The 17542-nt window shown below is 52.3% G+C and carries 13 protein-coding genes; 5 read left to right on the top strand and 8 right to left on the bottom strand.

Features of this window, described 5'->3' with window-relative positions; genetic code table 11:
- Positions 1 to 50: 50 nt before the first annotated feature.
- The 5 genes from hofC to R9X49_RS16100 form a co-directional block, all read right to left on the bottom strand.
- The gene (hofC, locus tag R9X49_RS16120) at positions 51 to 1256 is read right to left on the bottom strand and encodes a protein transport protein HofC (protein WP_319849348.1); all 1206 of its coding nucleotides are present in this window, start codon (positions 1254 to 1256) and stop codon (positions 51 to 53) included.
- Positions 1253 to 2725 (bottom strand): type II secretion system protein GspE, encoded by a 1473-nt coding sequence (gspE, locus tag R9X49_RS16115; RefSeq protein ID WP_319849347.1) that lies wholly within the window; start codon positions 2723 to 2725, stop codon positions 1253 to 1255. Before gspE ends, hofC begins: the two co-directional genes overlap by 4 nt.
- Before the next feature lie 5 nt (positions 2726 to 2730).
- On the bottom strand, positions 2731 to 3177 hold the full coding sequence (ppdD, locus tag R9X49_RS16110; RefSeq protein ID WP_319849346.1) for a prepilin peptidase-dependent pilin: 447 nt from the start codon (positions 3175 to 3177) through the stop codon (positions 2731 to 2733).
- A gap of 312 nt (positions 3178 to 3489) precedes the next feature.
- Positions 3490 to 4380: a carboxylating nicotinate-nucleotide diphosphorylase gene (gene nadC / locus R9X49_RS16105; RefSeq protein ID WP_319849345.1), complete on the bottom strand. Its 891-nt coding sequence runs from the start codon at positions 4378 to 4380 to the stop codon at positions 3490 to 3492.
- A 140-nt stretch (positions 4381 to 4520) separates the two neighbouring features.
- Complete coding sequence (locus R9X49_RS16100; protein WP_319849344.1) at positions 4521 to 5381, bottom strand: nucleoside-specific channel-forming protein Tsx; 861 nt, start codon at positions 5379 to 5381, stop codon at positions 4521 to 4523.
- A gap of 456 nt (positions 5382 to 5837) precedes the next feature.
- Between R9X49_RS16100 and ampD the strand changes: the two genes are divergently transcribed.
- Both ampD and ampE read left to right on the top strand, forming a co-directional pair.
- On the top strand, positions 5838 to 6410 hold the full coding sequence (gene ampD / locus R9X49_RS16095; protein WP_319849343.1) for a 1,6-anhydro-N-acetylmuramyl-L-alanine amidase AmpD: 573 nt from the start codon (positions 5838 to 5840) through the stop codon (positions 6408 to 6410).
- The gene (ampE, locus tag R9X49_RS16090) at positions 6410 to 7264 is read left to right on the top strand and encodes a beta-lactamase regulator AmpE (RefSeq protein WP_319849342.1); all 855 of its coding nucleotides are present in this window, start codon (positions 6410 to 6412) and stop codon (positions 7262 to 7264) included. Before ampD ends, ampE begins: the two co-directional genes overlap by 1 nt.
- A 24-nt stretch (positions 7265 to 7288) precedes the next feature.
- Here ampE and R9X49_RS16085 read toward each other — a convergent pair whose 3' ends face one another.
- The 3 genes from R9X49_RS16085 to R9X49_RS16075 form a co-directional block, all read right to left on the bottom strand.
- Positions 7289 to 8245 carry a family 43 glycosylhydrolase gene (locus R9X49_RS16085; protein WP_319849556.1) on the bottom strand — a complete coding sequence of 319 codons (957 nt, stop codon included), beginning with the start codon at positions 8243 to 8245 and terminating at the stop codon, positions 7289 to 7291.
- Positions 8223 to 9656 (bottom strand): MFS transporter, encoded by a 1434-nt coding sequence (locus tag R9X49_RS16080; protein WP_319849341.1) that lies wholly within the window; start codon positions 9654 to 9656, stop codon positions 8223 to 8225. Before R9X49_RS16080 ends, R9X49_RS16085 begins: the two co-directional genes overlap by 23 nt.
- A 186-nt stretch (positions 9657 to 9842) precedes the next feature.
- Positions 9843 to 11201 (bottom strand): amino acid permease, encoded by a 1359-nt coding sequence (locus R9X49_RS16075; RefSeq protein WP_319849340.1) that lies wholly within the window; start codon positions 11199 to 11201, stop codon positions 9843 to 9845.
- Between the two features lie 671 nt (positions 11202 to 11872).
- Here R9X49_RS16075 and pdhR point away from each other — a divergent pair.
- The 3 genes from pdhR to aceF all read left to right on the top strand — a co-directional run bounded on the left by pdhR (position 11873) and on the right by aceF (position 17347).
- On the top strand, positions 11873 to 12637 hold the full coding sequence (gene pdhR / locus R9X49_RS16070) for a pyruvate dehydrogenase complex transcriptional repressor PdhR (protein ID WP_015841704.1): 765 nt from the start codon (positions 11873 to 11875) through the stop codon (positions 12635 to 12637).
- 142 nt (positions 12638 to 12779) lie between these two features.
- A complete protein-coding gene (gene aceE / locus R9X49_RS16065) occupies positions 12780 to 15443 on the top strand; it encodes a pyruvate dehydrogenase (acetyl-transferring), homodimeric type (RefSeq protein ID WP_319849339.1) in 2664 nt (887 codons plus the stop codon).
- Between the two features lie 14 nt (positions 15444 to 15457).
- On the top strand, positions 15458 to 17347 hold the full coding sequence (gene aceF, locus R9X49_RS16060; RefSeq protein WP_319849338.1) for a pyruvate dehydrogenase complex dihydrolipoyllysine-residue acetyltransferase: 1890 nt from the start codon (positions 15458 to 15460) through the stop codon (positions 17345 to 17347).
- Positions 17348 to 17542: the final 195 nt, after the last annotated feature.

The raw sequence follows: 17542 nt of genomic DNA, 5'->3' as shown, positions 1-17542 counted from the left end.
GGTGGTGGGGACGGTGTAGCTTGTCGCTTTTTGGTGCTGTATTGGTCGGCTCAGGCTCCGGCCAATACATTCCCCAGTTGGAAGATAGGCAAATACATGCCAACCACCAGCGCCCCAACCATTCCTCCAACAACCATCATCAGCAGCGGTTCCAGCGTTTGGGTCAGCATGTCGGCCTGCTGTTGTACCCGTCTTTCATGCCATTCTGCCAGCTGTGTAAAGATTGCATCCAGCGATCCGGTTTCTTCCCCAACCCGAATCAACTGAGGACAGGGCGCAGGGAACAGCGTGGCGTGATGCTGTGTGGCATGGTATAGCGACGTGCCCTGATGCAGCTGTGCCTGTATCTGTTGAATCGCCTTCTGATAAAGCGAGTGACGGATCGTCGCAGCGGCATCCAGCCCTTCTGGGAGCGTCAAACCGGCCTGTTGTGTCATGGACAGAATAGTGAATATCTGGTTCAGCGACTTACCGCGTAACAGGCTGGATACGATGGGAAGCTTCAGCAGCCATTCTTGCTCTCTGGTTTTCCATAAGGGTCTTTTCTGCCTTAAACGGATGTATCCCGCTATTAGACCACTGAGAGACAGTAACCCAATCAATCCGTAGCCCGTGATGACCTCTGCCAGATAAAGTAACTGCCGAGTAAACCACGGTAACGGTGTATCAAATGAGGAGTAGAGTGTCGCAAATTCGGGTAGAACCAGCGTCAACATCATCATGCTGACCAGCACAGCGATTGCCAAAACAAAGCAGGGGTAGCGTAGCGCTTTGATGACTTTCTGTTGCAGTCTGGACTGCTTTTCTTGCTGTTGTGCCAACTGTAGACAGCACGCGTCTAACTTCCCGGTCAACTCGCCGATGGCAATGAGGGAACGATACAGAACGGGGAATATATGCGGGTATTCCTGTAACGCCTCAGAGAACGCATTTCCCTGAGCAACGCGGGTTCGGACATCCCGTAATACGCAGCGCCAGCCGGGGCGCTCATGTTGTTCCGATACCAGTTTTAATGCTTCCAGCAGCGGTAATCCGGCTTGTAGCAGGGCAGCAAGCTGTTTGATTAATTCGCCTAGCTGTTCGCGTTTCCAATAGCGGAGTGATAGATAATGGCCTGCCTTTACGATGAGCGGCTGGTAGCCCTGAGCAATCAGGCTGGCGTAGGCGTGCTGGCGTTGTGTGCTAATGAGCTCTCCGTCGATAAACTCGCCCTCGGGCGTAATCGCCTGCCAGTGATATAAACGCGCTAGCCTCATTGCGCCTCCTGATTCATGGCGTGTTCATCGCCCACAACACGATAGACTTCAGCGAGTGAGGTCAGACCGTCGTTGACCAGCTCAAGACTCGCAGCCAACAACGTTGGGAAACCTGAATGGCGAGACAGCGCAGATAATTCCCCTGCGCTGGCGTTGCCCGCTAGCGCTGCCTGAAAATCTGGCGTGATGGGCAGTAATTCATAGAGCGCGACGCGGCCATAGTAGCCAGAGAAGCAGTGGCTACAGCCGCGGGCTTGCCAATGGTGTAGTGGCCCTTGCCATACGTCGTTTGGCAGCGAAAGCAGTGTCTCTCCCGGCGTCTTACAGTGCGGGCATAACCGACGCACAAGGCGTTGTGCGATGATGAGTTTTAGTGCTGCGGCTAACAGATAACCGGGGATACCCAGATGGTTGAGGCGAGTCAGCGTTTCTACGGCAGAGTTGGTGTGCAATGTGGACATGACCAGATGGCCGGTTTGTGCGGCTTTGACCGCAATTTCTGCGGTTTCGGCATCGCGTATTTCGCCGATCATAATGACGTCTGGATCCTGTCGCAGCAGGGCACGTAAGACTCGGCCAAATCCCAGTTCAGCTTTGGGATTGATTGCCGTTTGGTTGATGCCCGGCAGGGGGATCTCGACGGGATCTTCTACGCTACAGATATTTCGGCTGCACTCGTTCAGCCAGCGTATCGCGCTGTAAAGCGTGACGGTTTTTCCACTTCCTGTCGGGCCTGTGACTAATAGCATCCCCTGTGAGGCGCTCAGCACGTTAATCATCTGCTGTAATGCTTTTGCGGTAAGCCCGAGTTTATCTAGCACCAACTCCTGCTGGTGCGTTTGCAAAATACGCAACACGACTTTTTCTCCCTGCTGCACAGGGAGCGTAGCGATGCGCAACGAGTAGGCTTGTTGATCCAGCATCAGGCTGAACTGGCCGTCTTGCGGCAACCGTCGCTCGGCGATGTTCAACTTGCCCATGATTTTCAGCCGCGCGGTAATACGGTTTGTCAGCTCGGGAGGCGGGGCGGATATGGCCTGTAGCACGCCATCAATGCGCAGCCGCACGCGATAGCTGTCTGGTAACGGCTCAAAGTGGATATCAGAGGCGCGCCGCTGAACGGCGAGACGCAGCGTTTGATGGATAAACTGTGCAACGGGGGAGTCGTCCTCATGATCCTGTTGCCCGGTGCTGTTGTGATAAGTGCCGGTATGGTAGGTTTCTGCGGGTTCGGCAACGGCGTTCACGGGGTTAAGCTGCTGTTCCATTCTGGCCTGTGGCCATTGCTCCACCATAATGCGGCGATTGCTGGCGAAACGCAGCGCGGCAATCATCTCCGCAGAAGGGGAAGCTGTGACGGCGACCGACAGCGTTTGTTCATCAAGACTAAGCAACAATGCCTGATAACGCCGGCACAGCGTCTGTAGCTCGCTGAGCGTATGCTCGGAGGAAAAGGATGAGTCTGTCATGATTATTAACCCGCCGTGTTATCGAAACGGAAAACGTCCTGACAGGCCGATTGCAGGCTCTCTGCGCTGCCATCCGTGGCGCAGTTTTTTGTCCAGCGTGAAGCGCCAGTTTCGGTATCCCACGTTGGCGTCAGAATTACGCGCAGCCCTTGCAGAGTGGATTGGCCGGTCAGCGTAATCACCCCTTGGGCGACGCTAACGGCGCTGACATAGCGCGACGATTTACTACCTGGAATCCCCTGATTACCTGCGCTACAGGCGGTAAACGCGGCATTTTCCAGACCGCAGAGATCGACCGGTGTTTTATAAGACACCATCGTTTGAAGCATGTCCGTTAGCGCCGCTTTTTGCAGATAACCTTGATAAGCCGGTACGCCAATAGCGCTGAGGATGGCGACGATCGCAATGACGATCATCAGCTCAATCAGCGTAAATCCTTGTTGTGTTGTCATGTTGATTTCCCTGTTGTGGCACATAAATTAAAGACTGCGGTGCATAAATCCATACGAATGGCGGCAGCATAGAAAAGGGCGTGAAGGCTGACGAGCGGAGAAAATCAAAATAGGAAAGCGCTCCGATGTGTTTTTAGTGATTTGCAGAGCGTTGAAAAATTTTTGCGAGCAGAGACGCAATTTTCGTTCTATCAGGACAGAACATTTGCGCAGGGCAGGAAGGTTGGATCGTGACGGTGTTATGGAGAAAGATGAGATGAAGAAGGGCGACGAGGTGCGAGAGGGCACCTCGTCGGAAGAAAAGAGAAACGCTTAGATAAAGCGCATGGATAAATCCAGCGCCTGTACGTGCTTGGTTAGCGCCCCTACCGAGATATAATCCACGCCGGTTTCCGCATAGCCACGCAGCGTGTCGAGGGTGACATTACCGGATATCTCCAGCAGTGCGCGGCCTTGTGTGGTGTTAACGGCTTCCCGGATGTTATCCAGACTGAAATTATCCAGCATGATGATATCGGCGCCCGCTTCCAGCGCTTGCTGTAATTCGTCCAGTGATTCGACTTCAACCTCTACCGGAACATCACTGCGCAGAGACTGCGCTTTTTCTACCGCATTTTTGATTGAGCCAGCGGCGATGATATGGTTTTCCTTGATCAGGAAAGCATCGGATAGGCCGAGCCGGTGGTTGTCTCCGCCACCGCATGATACGGCGTATTTCAGTGCGGTGCGCAGTCCCGGCAGCGTCTTACGTGTATCCAGCAGCCGAGTGCGCGTTCCCTGCAATACCGCGACATAGCGGCTGACTTCCGTTGCGACGCCAGACAGCGTTTGCAGGAAATTCAGCGCCGTGCGTTCGCCAGTCAGAAGCTGTTTGGCCGGCCCCGTAATGTCACACAGCGTTTGGTTGGGGACGATGGTGTCGCCATCGGCGACGTGCCAGGTAATGGTTGTCGTATCGCCCAATTGAGAAAAGACTTCCTCAAGCCAGCGCGCACCGCAGAAAATACCCGCTTCACGCGTGATAATGCGTGCGCTGACGATCTCGTTGTCGGGTAACAAAAGCGCGGTAATGTCTTGATTAGCATCGACGATGCCACCTAAATCTTCACGCAATGCCAGTTGCACGCTGGCGGGGATATCTTGTGCAATACGAGCAAGCAAGGCTTGTTGGCGTTGTTCCTGACTGTAGCGACGCGTTGACATGACAAAACTCCGAAGGGGGATTCGGAGGTCTATGCTACCTTGTTTATATCAGGACATCCAGAATGAATAATTATTACAATTCAAACTGTTACTGTTATTTTCCGGCGGACATTGCTGGTCGCCGGAAAGGGACGGTGATTTTAGAAGTTGTAACCGACGACCAGGTAGTATCCCCAGCCAGTAGATTTCACTTCAAACGGACCTTTGCCGAAATTGAGTTCTGCGCCATCAGCCCATTGGCCGCCGTTGTGGAAATAACGTGCGACGAAAGAGTAGTGCCAGTGGTCGTAGCCCAACGCCAGAATATGGCTGGAGGCGATGGAGTTGTTGGAACGGCTTGTATTCGATTTATCACGCAGCTCTGAACCAAAATCGAAATTGGTGAAGCTGATATACGAGACGTTGCCGCCGAGCAGAGAACCCAGTGGGTAAGAGTATTTCACTTTTACGCGGTAACCATCCCACTCGTTTTCGTTAGCGGCACCGTAGTTTTGCCATTGGTATTTGGCATAGCCGTTCAGTGACAGAGCCAGGTCGGTGCCGGTATCAATATCGGTACCTAAGCCCATGTACCAGGTGCTCTGGCGCGAACCGCTGTTGCGACCCATATCGTAAATCACGTTATTGGCGATGTACCACTCTTTAAACGGACCAAAGCTCAGGTCAGCTCCCGTCAGTTTATCAATGGAGAAGCGTGGTTCGATCTCGACAAACAGCGGAGAGCCTTTGTCCCAAATACCGCGGCTATCGGGATCGCCACCAAAAAACTTCGGCGCATCGGCGTAGCCGTAGAAATCGAACCAGTCTTTACGTGCAAACGCTTCGTATTCCAGATAGGTCGTGCTGTTCAGCTGTGGTCCAAAACGCGTGTGGGCGCTGCCGACGACGTTAATGCTCTGATGCCACCAGTCGGAGAGGTATTCGGCTTTATTGCTGTCGGCAAGGGCAGGCATTGAGCATGACAGTGCGAGCAGGGTGCCTGCGGCGAAAGTTTTTTTCATCTTAAGTACCATAGTGTTAGACGTCATTTACGTCGTGCGTAAGACCGCGGAATAAGTTTTGGTAATATCTAAAAAAATCAGAAGATAATTTTGTCATGCATTTTAAGTAAAAATAGACACAATGCACGAAAACGATTGCCTTTTATTGTGCTATTACATTTGTAATGTGATTTTAATCACATTGTAGTGTTAGAGATTTCACCTGACGAAAGGGATGTTGGGAGCGGGGGGCGGACAGGAAAGCGGCGGGAATATCACAAAACGAACGGTAAAACCTATTGATATCCGGTTGGATAGATAGGATGGCGCGAAACATGGTATCTTGGATACAAGGACCTTTTGGCTACAATTGTTTTTACATCAGACATTATTTTTACATCAGACATTGTTTTTACTCCTGAAATTATTTTTACGCCTGATTCAGCCGGCAAACGACACGATGCGAGGTTATCGCCGATGCTTTTGGAAAATGGCTGGTTATCCGACATTACACACACGCCTTCACCGCATTATGATGGCCGCCCGAATAATGAGGTGCCTTCCTTGCTGGTGATCCACAATATCAGTTTGCCGCCCGGCGAGTTTGGCGGCCCCTATATTGATCAACTGTTTACAGCGACGTTGGATCCCACCGCGCATCCCTATTTTGCCGATATTTCCCATTTACGCGTTGCGGCACACTGCCTGATTCGCCGTGACGGACAAATCATACAGTATGTGTCGTTCGATCAGCGCGCCTGGCATGCCGGTGTGTCGGTGTTTGAAGGTCGCGAACGCTGTAACGATTTCTCTATTGGCATTGAGTTGGAAGGGACGGATACGCTGCCTTTTACCATGGAGCAATATCACTCTTTGGTCGCCATTACACACCTACTAATGCGGGCCTACCCCATCACGCTATCGCGTATTACCGGACACAGCGACATCGCTCCGGGCCGCAAAACCGATCCCGGTCCGGCATTTGACTGGGACGGCTATCATCGTCAGCTACAAGAAAACTGGACAGAGAACAAAGGGAGCCTAGATTAATGACGCTGTTTACACTGTTGCTTACGTTGGCCTGGGAGCGCTTGTTCAAACAGGGGGAGCACTGGCAGATCGATCATCGGCTTGAAGCCGTGTTCCGGCACGTTTCATCCCCGTCTTTATTTCAAACGCTGTTCCTGACGTTGTGCAGCATGGGTATCGTGGCGGGGCTGCTATGGCTCACCAGCGGCATTCTGTTCGGCCTGATTTCTCTTCTGTTGTGGATTGTTATCAGCCTGATGTGCATTGGCGCGGGTGAAATTCGTCAGCACTATCGGCGTTATTTGCAGGCCGCGCAGCGCGGTGAGGCGGATGCCAGTCGGGAAATGGCGGCAGAACTGGCGTTGATTCACGGTTTGCCCGTTGGCACAGGCGAAAGCGAGCAGTTGAAAGAACTGCAAAACGCGCTGCTGTGGATCAATTTCCGATTTTATTTAGCCCCGTTATTCTGGTTCATCGCAGCCGGGCCATACGGGCCGATTGCACTGATGGGATATGCGTTTTTACGCGCCAGACAGACCTGGCTTGCTCGCCACCATACTCCGCTGGAGCGCGCGCAATCTGGTGTTGATAGCTTGCTGCATTGGCTTGACTGGATTCCGGCGCGTTTGGCCGGTGCCGCTTACGCTTTACTGGGGCACGGCGAAAAGGCACTGCCCGCCTGGTTCGCCTCGTTGGGGGATTTTCGCAGTTCGCAGTATTGGGTGTTAACGCAGTTGGCCCAATTTTCTCTCGCGCGTGAACCCCACATTGAGCCTGTAGAGACACCTAAAGCTGCCGTGACGCTGGCTAAAAAGGTGACGCTGGTGCTGGTGGTTGTGGTCGCAATTCTGACGATATACGGTGCGTTGGTGTGATTTTCCAACGCACCTGTTTCTCGTTTATTGCCTGTCTGCGGGCGGTTCGCCGAACACGGGCATGCCGTCACGATCCCAAGTGAAGGTTTTAATCCGCGTATGGCGATTAGGGTCATACAGCGGATCGCCTTCAATCTCTGTGTAATTGCGGGCATGGTAAACCAGAACGTCCTCGCCCGTTTCTGTCTGGGTGAAGCTATTATGGCCCGGCCCGAACTGTCGGTTTGCCCGATGGGTGGTAAAGACCGGCTGCTGAGATTTATGCCAGCTTGTTGGGTTCAATAGATTGTCGTCCGCATTCGCCCACAGTAGACCGATACAGTAATTCTCATCGGTGGCGCTGGCGGAATAGGTGATAAAGAGACGCTCGCCGTGCTTAATGACCGCGGGACCTTCGTTGACTTTAAAACCTATCACTTCCCACGGCAGTTCTGGCTTGCTCAACATGACGGGCGTGCCTTTCAGCGTCCAGGGATTTTCCATTTCTGCCAGATACAAATTCGAGTTGCCCGCAATCGCGGGATCCTTTTGCGCCCACAGGTAGTAGCGTTTCCCCCGATGTTCAAAGTGGGTGGCATCCAGCGAGAAGGTATCGAATTGCGTATAAATCCGGCCTCTTTCAATCCAGCTGCCTTTTAGCGGGTCGCTGTCTGCACATTCCAACGCAAACATGCGGTGCTGGAATAAACCGTCTTTGATGGCTTCTGTCGGCGCGGCGGCGAAATAGACATACCATTTGCCATTAATCACATGCAGTTCCGGTGCCCAAATTAACGCGCTTAAAGGGCCATGTTCATGCTTGTGCCAGATCGTCACTGGAGTGGCGTGGGGAAATGCCTCCAGCGAACTGGCACGGCGAATTTCGAGCCGATCGTATTCGGGCACCGAGGCAATAAAATAGTGCTGTCCGTCCGTGTGACGAAGAATGAAAGGGTCTGCCCGTTGTTCAATCAGTGGGTTAGGCCATTGATGTGGGTTCATCATTCTTTCCTCCTCTTTTTACGTTGAGTGATTGACTGTCGTGGCTATTGCTCAGTTCCCGATAGTTATTACGGCGTTTTTCCAGATCGATTTGTATTTGCTGCATGAGCTGGCGATCAACCTTCAGCAAACGTACAACGCCTGCGGTGATCAAATAGCCAACGCCGGGAATGATGGTGAACAACATAATGATGCCGTTCATTGCCGCTGCATTTTGCTGCGTGGCGTTGGCATCATAACCATAGTAGGACAGCAGGAAGCCGACCATCGCCCCAGCGATTGCCAGCCCGACTTTCAGGAAGAACAGATTGCCTGAGAAGCTGATCCCAGTGATTCGCTTGCCGGTTTTCCACTCGCCGTAGTCGTCTACATCGGCCATCAGCGACCAGTGGAGCGGGGAAGGAATCTGGTGCATGACATTCAGCAGGAAGTACATCACCAGAATAAAGCTGGTCAGGTGAGGGTTGAAGAAATAGAAGGCGCTGGAGAAGATCGCCAGTGCGATGTTGACCCAGAAAAACACTTTCAGCTTGCAGAAACGGTCAGTCAGGGGCTTAGCCAATGCACTGCCGAACATCATGCCGACCACGCCGAGGCTGATAAACAGGCTGGCGAATGAGGCGGACTTTCCCATCACCCAGGTGACGTAATACATTGTAGCCGCCATGCGAATAAATCCAGGACAGACGTTGCACAGGGTTAACAGCAGAATGCGCGGCCATTGGTCGTTTTTCCAAACGTCTCGCAAGTCTGCTTTCAGTGCATCGTTGGTGGGGATGGCGGGCTTAATCCGCTCCTGAACGGTGGCAAAGCAAAACAGAAACATGAAGAGGGCAATGATCGCCATCACGCCCATCGACATTTGGTAGCCGCGCGCTTTGTCTTCACCGCCGAACCATTCGGCCATCGGCAGCAGTGTCGAGGAGAGAATGAGCGTGGCGATACCGACCATAATGAAGCGGTATGACTGACAGGACACCCGCTCGTGTGGGTCCGCAGTGATCACACCGCCAAGCGAGCAGTAAGGGATGTTAATGGCGGTGTACGTCAGCGACATCAGGAAATAGGTGACAAAAGCGTAGATGACCTTGCCGTTGTAGCTCCAGTCCGGTGTGGTAAACATGAGTACGCTGAACAAAACATAGGGCACGCAGACCCAAAGCAGATAGGGCCGAAAGCGACCCCAGCGGCTTTGAGTGCGATCGGCGATCGCGCCCATAATCGGATCCGTGACGGCATCGACGACGCGAATGGAGAGTAGCAGAGTGCCGACTAAAGCAGGCGAAAGCCCATAGATATCAGTGTAGAAATAGCTCAGAAATAGCATGATGGCCCCGCCGATCATGTTGCATCCTGCGTCTCCCATTCCGTAGCCAATCTTTTCTTTAACGGACAGTGCGTTGTTCTTCATGAATACGACTCCTGTGCTTAACGTGTAAACACGATTATTCCCCTCGATAGGGATAAAAGAGCGTATGAAATCGGTTGCAAAAATGGACAAATGGGTCGGGAGGGGCAAAGTGTGATGGAGATTGCAAATATGAAAATGGCCGACATAGTCGGCCATGGAAAAGGACGGGGTGAACGCTGTAACGACTTAATTCGCCTGGTTTTTCTTTTTGATAAAGTAGCCCACGCCCAGAATCACCAGCCAGACTGGAATCAGCAGAACGGAAATCTGAATGCCCGGCGTCAGGAACATGATGACCAGTATACCGGCCAGGAACAGCAGGCAGAGGTAGTTACCCAGCGGGTAAAACAGCGCCTTAAACTTGGTCACCGCACCTTCTTTGTCTTTTTGCGCACGGAACTTCAGGTGCGCCAGACTGATCATCGCCCAGTTAATCACAAGCGCGGACACGACCAGCGCCATCAACAGCTCGAAGGCTTTACCTGGAATGAGGTAGTTGATCAGCACGCACAGCGCGGTCGCCAGCGCGGAGATACCGATAGCGACAACCGGAACGCCACGGCCATCGACGGTTTCCAGCACTTTCGGCCCATTCCCCTGTTTTGCCAGACCGAACAGCATGCGGCTGTTGCAGTATACACAGCTGTTGTAAACGGACAGCGCTGCGGTCAGTACCACGATGTTCAGCACCGTCGCCACGACGTTGCTGTTCAGTTCATGGAAGATCATGACGAACGGGCTACCGCCTTCTACAACCTTGCCCCACGGGTAAAGTGACAGCAGGATAGCGAGCGAGCCGATGTAGAAAATCAGGATGCGGTAGATAACCTGATTGGTCGCGCGTGGAATGCTTTTCTCTGGGTCATCCGCTTCTGCGGCGGTAATCCCCACCAGTTCCAGCCCGCCAAATGAGAACATGATAACGGCCATCGCCATCACCAGGCCGAGCACGCCGTTCGGGAAGAACCCGCCCTGCGCCCACAGGTTAGTCACGGTGGCTTCCGGACCGCCCGTGCCGCTGAGCAGCAGCCAGCCGCCGAAGACGATCATGCCAATAATCGCGGCGACTTTGATGATGGCAAACCAGAACTCCATCTCACCGTAGACTTTGACGTTTGCCAGATTGATGGCGTTAATCAGCAGGAAGAACACGGCAGCGGACACCCAGGTCGGAATGTCTGGCCACCAGTACTGGACGTAAATTCCCACGGCGCTGAGCTCGGCCATCGCGACCAGAACATACAGCACCCAGTAGTTCCATCCTGATGCAAATCCAGCGAAATCGCCCCAGTATTTATAAGCAAAGTGGCTGAACGATCCGGCTACCGGCTCTTCAACCACCATCTCGCCCAACTGGCGCATAATGAGAAACGCGATCAGCCCGCCAATCGCATAGCCTAGCAGGACTGATGGCCCAGCCATTTTGATTGTTTGCGCAATACCAAGAAAGAGGCCAGTACCTACCGCGCCACCCAAGGCAATCAACTGAATATGACGGTTTTTCAAACCACGCTTTAGCGTGCCGTCCGTTTGTTGATTATCCATCAAATTTAACCCTCTGCCAGTGCAAGTAAAAAACACGGTGTGAACGAACACGCGTATTAGTGACTGTACGTTTATGTAATTTTATTTTTACGGAGTGGTATTTCTTAAAATAAGAAAACACCTACCGTTTGCCAGAGAATAGTGGTAAGTGCTCAAGATTGCACTGATTTCTTATAGTCTGATAATTAAAAACTATCGCTACATCAAAATTTTTACCTTTCCTTGATTAAGCCCCTGAGCAGGAGAAGATCGGAGAGGGATGTGAGAGGGGGGTACCTCTTTGGGTTTACTCCCTTTTATTATCTCTTTATCCCTGCTGTAAAAACGGTGTTGACCATGATGAGGATGGGTGGGGAATCTCCTTTTTCTTGGTGAGTAAAAATTCTCATTTTATGAATTAAAATTCACTATTTGCGCATTTAAACGGTTCAGCAATGCCTGCTTCACGTTTCAAAAAAGTTAAAATATAGACAGAGGGGATTAATGGTAATACCACAGGCGGGCTATCACTTTGCCGCATGTTTCTCGTGCATTTGTTAAAATCTGGTGGGATTGGTGATTTAGCTCAAGGTCCTTATGGACAGAAGGTGAATACTTTGTTACTTTAGCGTCACGTTTTTGAAATTGGTATTACCAATTGACTCCGCGCCATTCGCAGAGAAGAATTCACTATGGCATACAGCAAGATCCGTCAGCCCAAACTGTCAGATGTGATTGAGCAGCAGTTGGAGTTTCTGATACTTGAGGGAACCTTGCGCCCCGGCGAGAAGCTCCCACCGGAGCGCGAACTGGCAAAACAGTTCGATGTTTCCCGCCCTTCTCTGAGAGAAGCCATTCAACGCCTGGAAGCCAAAGGTCTCCTTTTGCGCCGTCAGGGTGGTGGTACCTTCGTTCAAGCCAATCTATGGCAAAGCGTCAGCGATCCGCTGGCAGAATTACTGAGCACACATCCCGAATCACAGTTCGATCTTCTGGAAACGCGTCATGCGCTGGAAGGCATTGCTGCCTACTACGCTGCACTGCGTGGCACAGAATCGGATCTTCAGCGTATCCGGGATTGCCATGCCGTGATTGAGAAGGCGAGGGAAGCGGGCGATCTGAACGCCGAGTCAGAAGCCGTTATGCAGTATCAGGTTGCTGTAACAGAAGCCACGCATAATGTGGTTTTACTGCATTTGGTGCGCTGTATGGGGCCGATGCTCGAACAGAACGTGAGGCAGAATTTTGAATTGCTTTATTTGAGCCGTGAAGTGTTGGCTCAGGTGAGCATTCATCGCGCCAGCATTTTTGAGGCGATTGTTGCCCGTGAGCCGGAGAAGGCGCGCGAAGCATCACACCGTCATCTGGCGTTTATTGAGGAAGTATTGCTGGATCTTAACCGGGAACATAGTCGGCGCGAGAGATCGCTGCGTCGGCTCCAGCAACGCAAGGACTGAGCACCTATATTTTGGTGCTCTGAATGCGGTAATCACGACGATGAGCCTGTCTTCATGCGTTTTGCTTATGGCCAAATCTAAGCCAGAATGCAGGAAGACAGGCTCCAACAAACCAACTTATTAGAGAAGATAAGGAATAACCATGTCAGATCGTTTAAATAATGACGTGGATCCGATCGAAACCCGCGACTGGCTGCAGGCGATCGAATCGGTCATCCGTGAAGAGGGTGTTGAACGCGCCCAGTTCCTGATTGATCAGGTTCTGAGTGAAGCACGTAAAGGCGGTGTCAGCGTTGCTGCTGGTACGGCTGCACGTCAATACATCAACACCATCGCAGTGGAAGACGAGCCGGAGTACCCTGGTAATCTGGATCTGGAACGTCGTATTCGCTCAGCAATCCGCTGGAACGCGATCATGACAGTACTGCGTGCTTCGAAAAAAGATCTGGATCTGGGTGGCCACATGGCTTCTTTCCAGTCTTCCGCCACTTTCTATGAAGTGTGTTTTAACCACTTCTTCCGTGCTCGCACTGCGCAGGACGGCGGCGACCTGGTCTACTTCCAGGGCCACATTTCTCCGGGCGTTTACGCTCGTGCCTTCCTTGAAGGCCGTCTGACCGAAGACCAGATGAACAACTTCCGTCAGGAAGTTCACGGTAACGGTCTGTCTTCTTACCCGCACCCGAAACTGATGCCGGACTTCTGGCAGTTCCCGACCGTCTCTATGGGTCTGGGCCCGATTGGTGCTATCTACCAGGCTAAATTCCTGAAGTATCTGGAAAACCGTGGCCTGAAAGATACCTCTAAGCAAACCGTTTATGCCTTCCTGGGCGACGGTGAAATGGACGAACCAGAATCCAAGGGTGCGATCACTATCGCGACCCGTGAAAAACTGGACAATCTGGTGTTCGTCATCAACTGTAACCTGCAACGTCTTGATGGCCCAGTTACCGGTAATGGTAAGATCATCAACGAGCTGGAAGGTATCTTCAGCGGCGCTGGCTGGGATGTGATCAAAGTCATGTGGGGCGACCGTTGGGACGAACTGCTGCGTAAAGACACCAGCGGTAAACTGATCCAACTGATGGAAGAAACCGTTGACGGTGACTACCAGACCTTCAAATCCAAAAACGGTGCCTATGTGCGTGAGCACTTCTTCGGTAAATACCCGGAGACGGCAGAACTGGTTAAAGACTGGAGCGACGATCAGATTTGGTCACTGAACCGTGGTGGTCACGATCCTAAGAAAGTCTACGCTGCACTGAAAAAAGCGCAGGACACCAAAGGCAAACCAACCGTTATTCTGGCGCATACCATTAAAGGTTATGGTATGGGCGACGCGGCTGAAGGTAAGAACATCGCTCACCAGGTTAAGAAAGTTAACATGGATGGCGTGCGTTACTTCCGTGACCGCTTCAACGTGCCAGTGTCTGATGCCGATATCGAAAAACTGCCATACATCACTTTCGATAAAGAGTCTGAAGAATACAAATACCTGCACGAGCGTCGTCAGGCGCTGGGTGGCTACCTGCCGTCTCGTCAGCCGAACTTTGACGAGAAGCTGGACCTGCCAACGCTGGAAGATTTCAGCACCCTGCTGGAAGAGCAGAACAAAGAAATATCTACCACTATCGCATTTGTTCGTGCCCTGAACGTGATGTTGAAGAACCAATCTATCAAAGATCGTCTGGTTCCAATCATCGCTGACGAAGCGCGTACCTTCGGTATGGAAGGCCTGTTCCGCCAGATCGGTATTTATAGCCCGAAAGGCCAGCAGTACACCCCGCAGGACCGTGAGCAGGTTGCTTACTACAAAGAAGACCAGAAAGGTCAGATTCTGCAGGAAGGTATTAACGAACTGGGCGCAGGTTCATCCTGGCTGGCAGCGGCAACGTCTTACAGCACCAACAACCTGCCGATGATCCCGTTCTACATCTACTACTCCATGTTCGGTTTCCAACGTATCGGCGACCTGTGCTGGGCAGCGGGTGACCAACAGGCGCGTGGCTTCCTGATCGGTGGTACTTCAGGTCGTACAACGCTGAACGGCGAAGGTCTGCAGCACGAAGATGGTCACAGCCACATTCAGTCTCTGACTATCCCGAACTGTATCTCCTACGATCCAGCATTCGCCTATGAAGTCGCGGTCATCATGCATGACGGTCTGCACCGCATGTACGGTGAAGCGCAGGAAAACATTTACTACTACATCACCACGCTGAACGAAAACTACCACATGCCTGCGATGCCGCAGGGTGCGGAAGAAGGTATCCGCAAGGGTATCTACAAGCTGGAAACGGTTGAAGGTAGCAAAGGTAAAGTACAGCTTCTGGGCTCCGGTTCTATCCTGCGTCACGTACGTGAAGCGGCTCAGATTCTGGCGACAGACTACGGTATCGGTTCTGACGTATTCAGCGTAACCTCCTTCACTGAACTGGCTCGCGAAGGCCAGGATTGTGAGCGTTGGAACATGCTGCATCCGACCGAAACGCCACGCGTACCTTACGTGGCTCAGGTACTGAGCGATGCGCCAGCGGTAGCATCTACTGACTACATGAAGCTGTTTGCTGAGCAAATCCGTAACTTCATCCCAGCGAGCGATTACCGCGTACTGGGTACTGACGGTTTCGGTCGTTCTGACAGCCGTGAGAACCTGCGTCACCACTTCGAAGTGGACGCGTCTTACGTCGTGGTTGCGGCTCTGGGTGAACTGGCTAAACGCGGTGAAATCGATAAGAAAGTGGTTGCTGATGCCATCACTAAATTCAACATCGATGCAGATAAAGTTAACCCGCGTCTGGCATAAGAGGTAAAGATTACATGGCTATCGAAATCAACGTACCGGATATCGGTGCAGATGAAGTTGAAGTCACCGAAGTGCTGGTGAAGGTTGGCGATAAAGTTGAAGCTGAACAGTCGCTGATCACGGTTGAAGGTGATAAGGCTTCTATGGAAGTCCCTTCTCCGCAGGCTGGTGTCGTTAAAGAGATTAAAGTCTCTGTTGGTGACAAAGTTGAAACTGGCAAACTGATCATGATTTTCGATTCCGCCGACGGTGCAGCTGACGCTGCACCTGCTAAGGCAGAAGAGAAGAAAGAAGCGGCGCCGGCTGCTGCACCAGCGGCATCGGCTGCGAAAGACGTCAACGTACCAGATATCGGCGGCGACGAAGTCGAAGTGACTGAAGTGCTGGTGAAAGTGGGCGACACCGTTGCGGCTGAACAGTCTCTGATCACCGTAGAAGGCGACAAAGCCTCTATGGAAGTGCCAGCACCTTTCGCAGGTACGGTTAAAGAGATCAAAATCAGCACCGGCGATAAAGTCTCTACCGGTTCTCTGATCATGGTATTTGAAGTGGCAGGTGCTGCACCTGCTGCCGCTCCGGCACAAGCCGCTGCTCCAGCAGCAGCTGCGCCAGCGGCCTCTGCGGCGAAAGAAGTCAACGTACCGGATATCGGCGGTGACGAAGTCGAAGTGACTGAAGTGATGGTTAAAGTTGGCGATAAAATCGCGGCTGAGCAATCACTGATCACTGTTGAAGGCGATAAGGCTTCAATGGAAGTCCCTGCGCCGTTCGCGGGTACGGTTAAAGAAATCAAAATCAGCACCGGTGATAAAGTGAAAACCGGTTCACTGATCATGGTCTTCGAAGTGGAAGGCGCTGCACCTGCGGCGGCCCCAGCTCCGGCTGCCAAGCAAGAAGCGGCTGCACCGGCTCCGGCGGCAAAACCAGCTGCTGCACCGGCTGCGAAAGCGGAAGGCAAGAGCGAATTTGCTGAGAACGACGCTTACGTTCACGCGACGCCGGTTATCCGTCGTCTGGCACGTGAGTTCGGCGTGAATCTGGCGAAAGTGAAGGGTTCTGGTCGTAAAGGCCGTATCCTGCGCGAAGACGTTCAGGCTTACGTGAAAGATGCGGTGAAACGTGCTGAGTCTGCGCCAGCTGCTGCCGCTGGCGGCGGTCTGCCGGGTATGCTGCCATGGCCGAAAGTCGACTTCAGCAAGTTTGGTGAAGTGGAAGAAGTGGAACTGGGCCGTATCCAGAAAATCTCTGGTGCTAACCTGAGCCGTAACTGGGTGATGATTCCGCACGTTACGCACTTCGACAAAACTGACATCACCGAACTGGAAGCGTTCCGCAAACAGCAGAACGTGGAAGCTGAGAAGCGCAGACTGGATGTGAAGATCACCCCGGTTGTCTTCATCATGAAAGCCGTTGCTGCTGCCCTTGAGCAAATGCCACGTTTCAACAGTTCACTGTCTGAAGACGCTCAACGTCTGACGCTGAAGAAATACATCAACATCGGTGTTGCGGTTGATACCCCGAATGGTCTGGTGGTTCCAGTGTTCAAAGACGTGAACAAGAAAGGCATCATCGAACTGTCTCGTGAACTGATGGCGATCTCCAAGAAAGCCCGTGATGGCAAACTGACTGCAGGCGAAATGCAGGGCGGATGCTTCACTATCTCCAGCCTGGGTGGCATCGGGACTACGCACTTTGCGCCGATCGTCAACGCGCCGGAAGTGGCTATCCTGGGTGTGTCCAAGTCCGCGATGGAACCGGTCTGGAATGGTAAAGAGTTCACTCCGCGTCTGATGATGCCGATGTCTCTGTCCTTCGACCACCGTGTCATTGACGGTGCTGATGGTGCGCGCTTCATTACCATCATTAACAACACGTTGTCTGACATCCGCCGTCTGGTGATGTAATCGAAAAGCCGGCCTGACGGCCGGCTTTTTTCTGATAAGCTGTTATTTGTTACAGCAATCAGTGATTAAGGACAAATCGTTAGTCGCTTGTTGTTTCAAAATTGTTAACGATTTTGTAAACTACTGCGGCAAAGACACGTCCCGGTGGAAGAGGGCGTTATTAAAAATGCACCCTCAATCAGAATGATGACGGGT

Origin of the sequence: Pectobacterium carotovorum (genome assembly GCF_033898505.1) — a bacterium.
Lineage (GTDB): Bacteria > Pseudomonadota > Gammaproteobacteria > Enterobacterales > Enterobacteriaceae > Pectobacterium > Pectobacterium carotovorum_J.
This window is presented reverse-complemented; position numbering and strand designations above follow the sequence as displayed.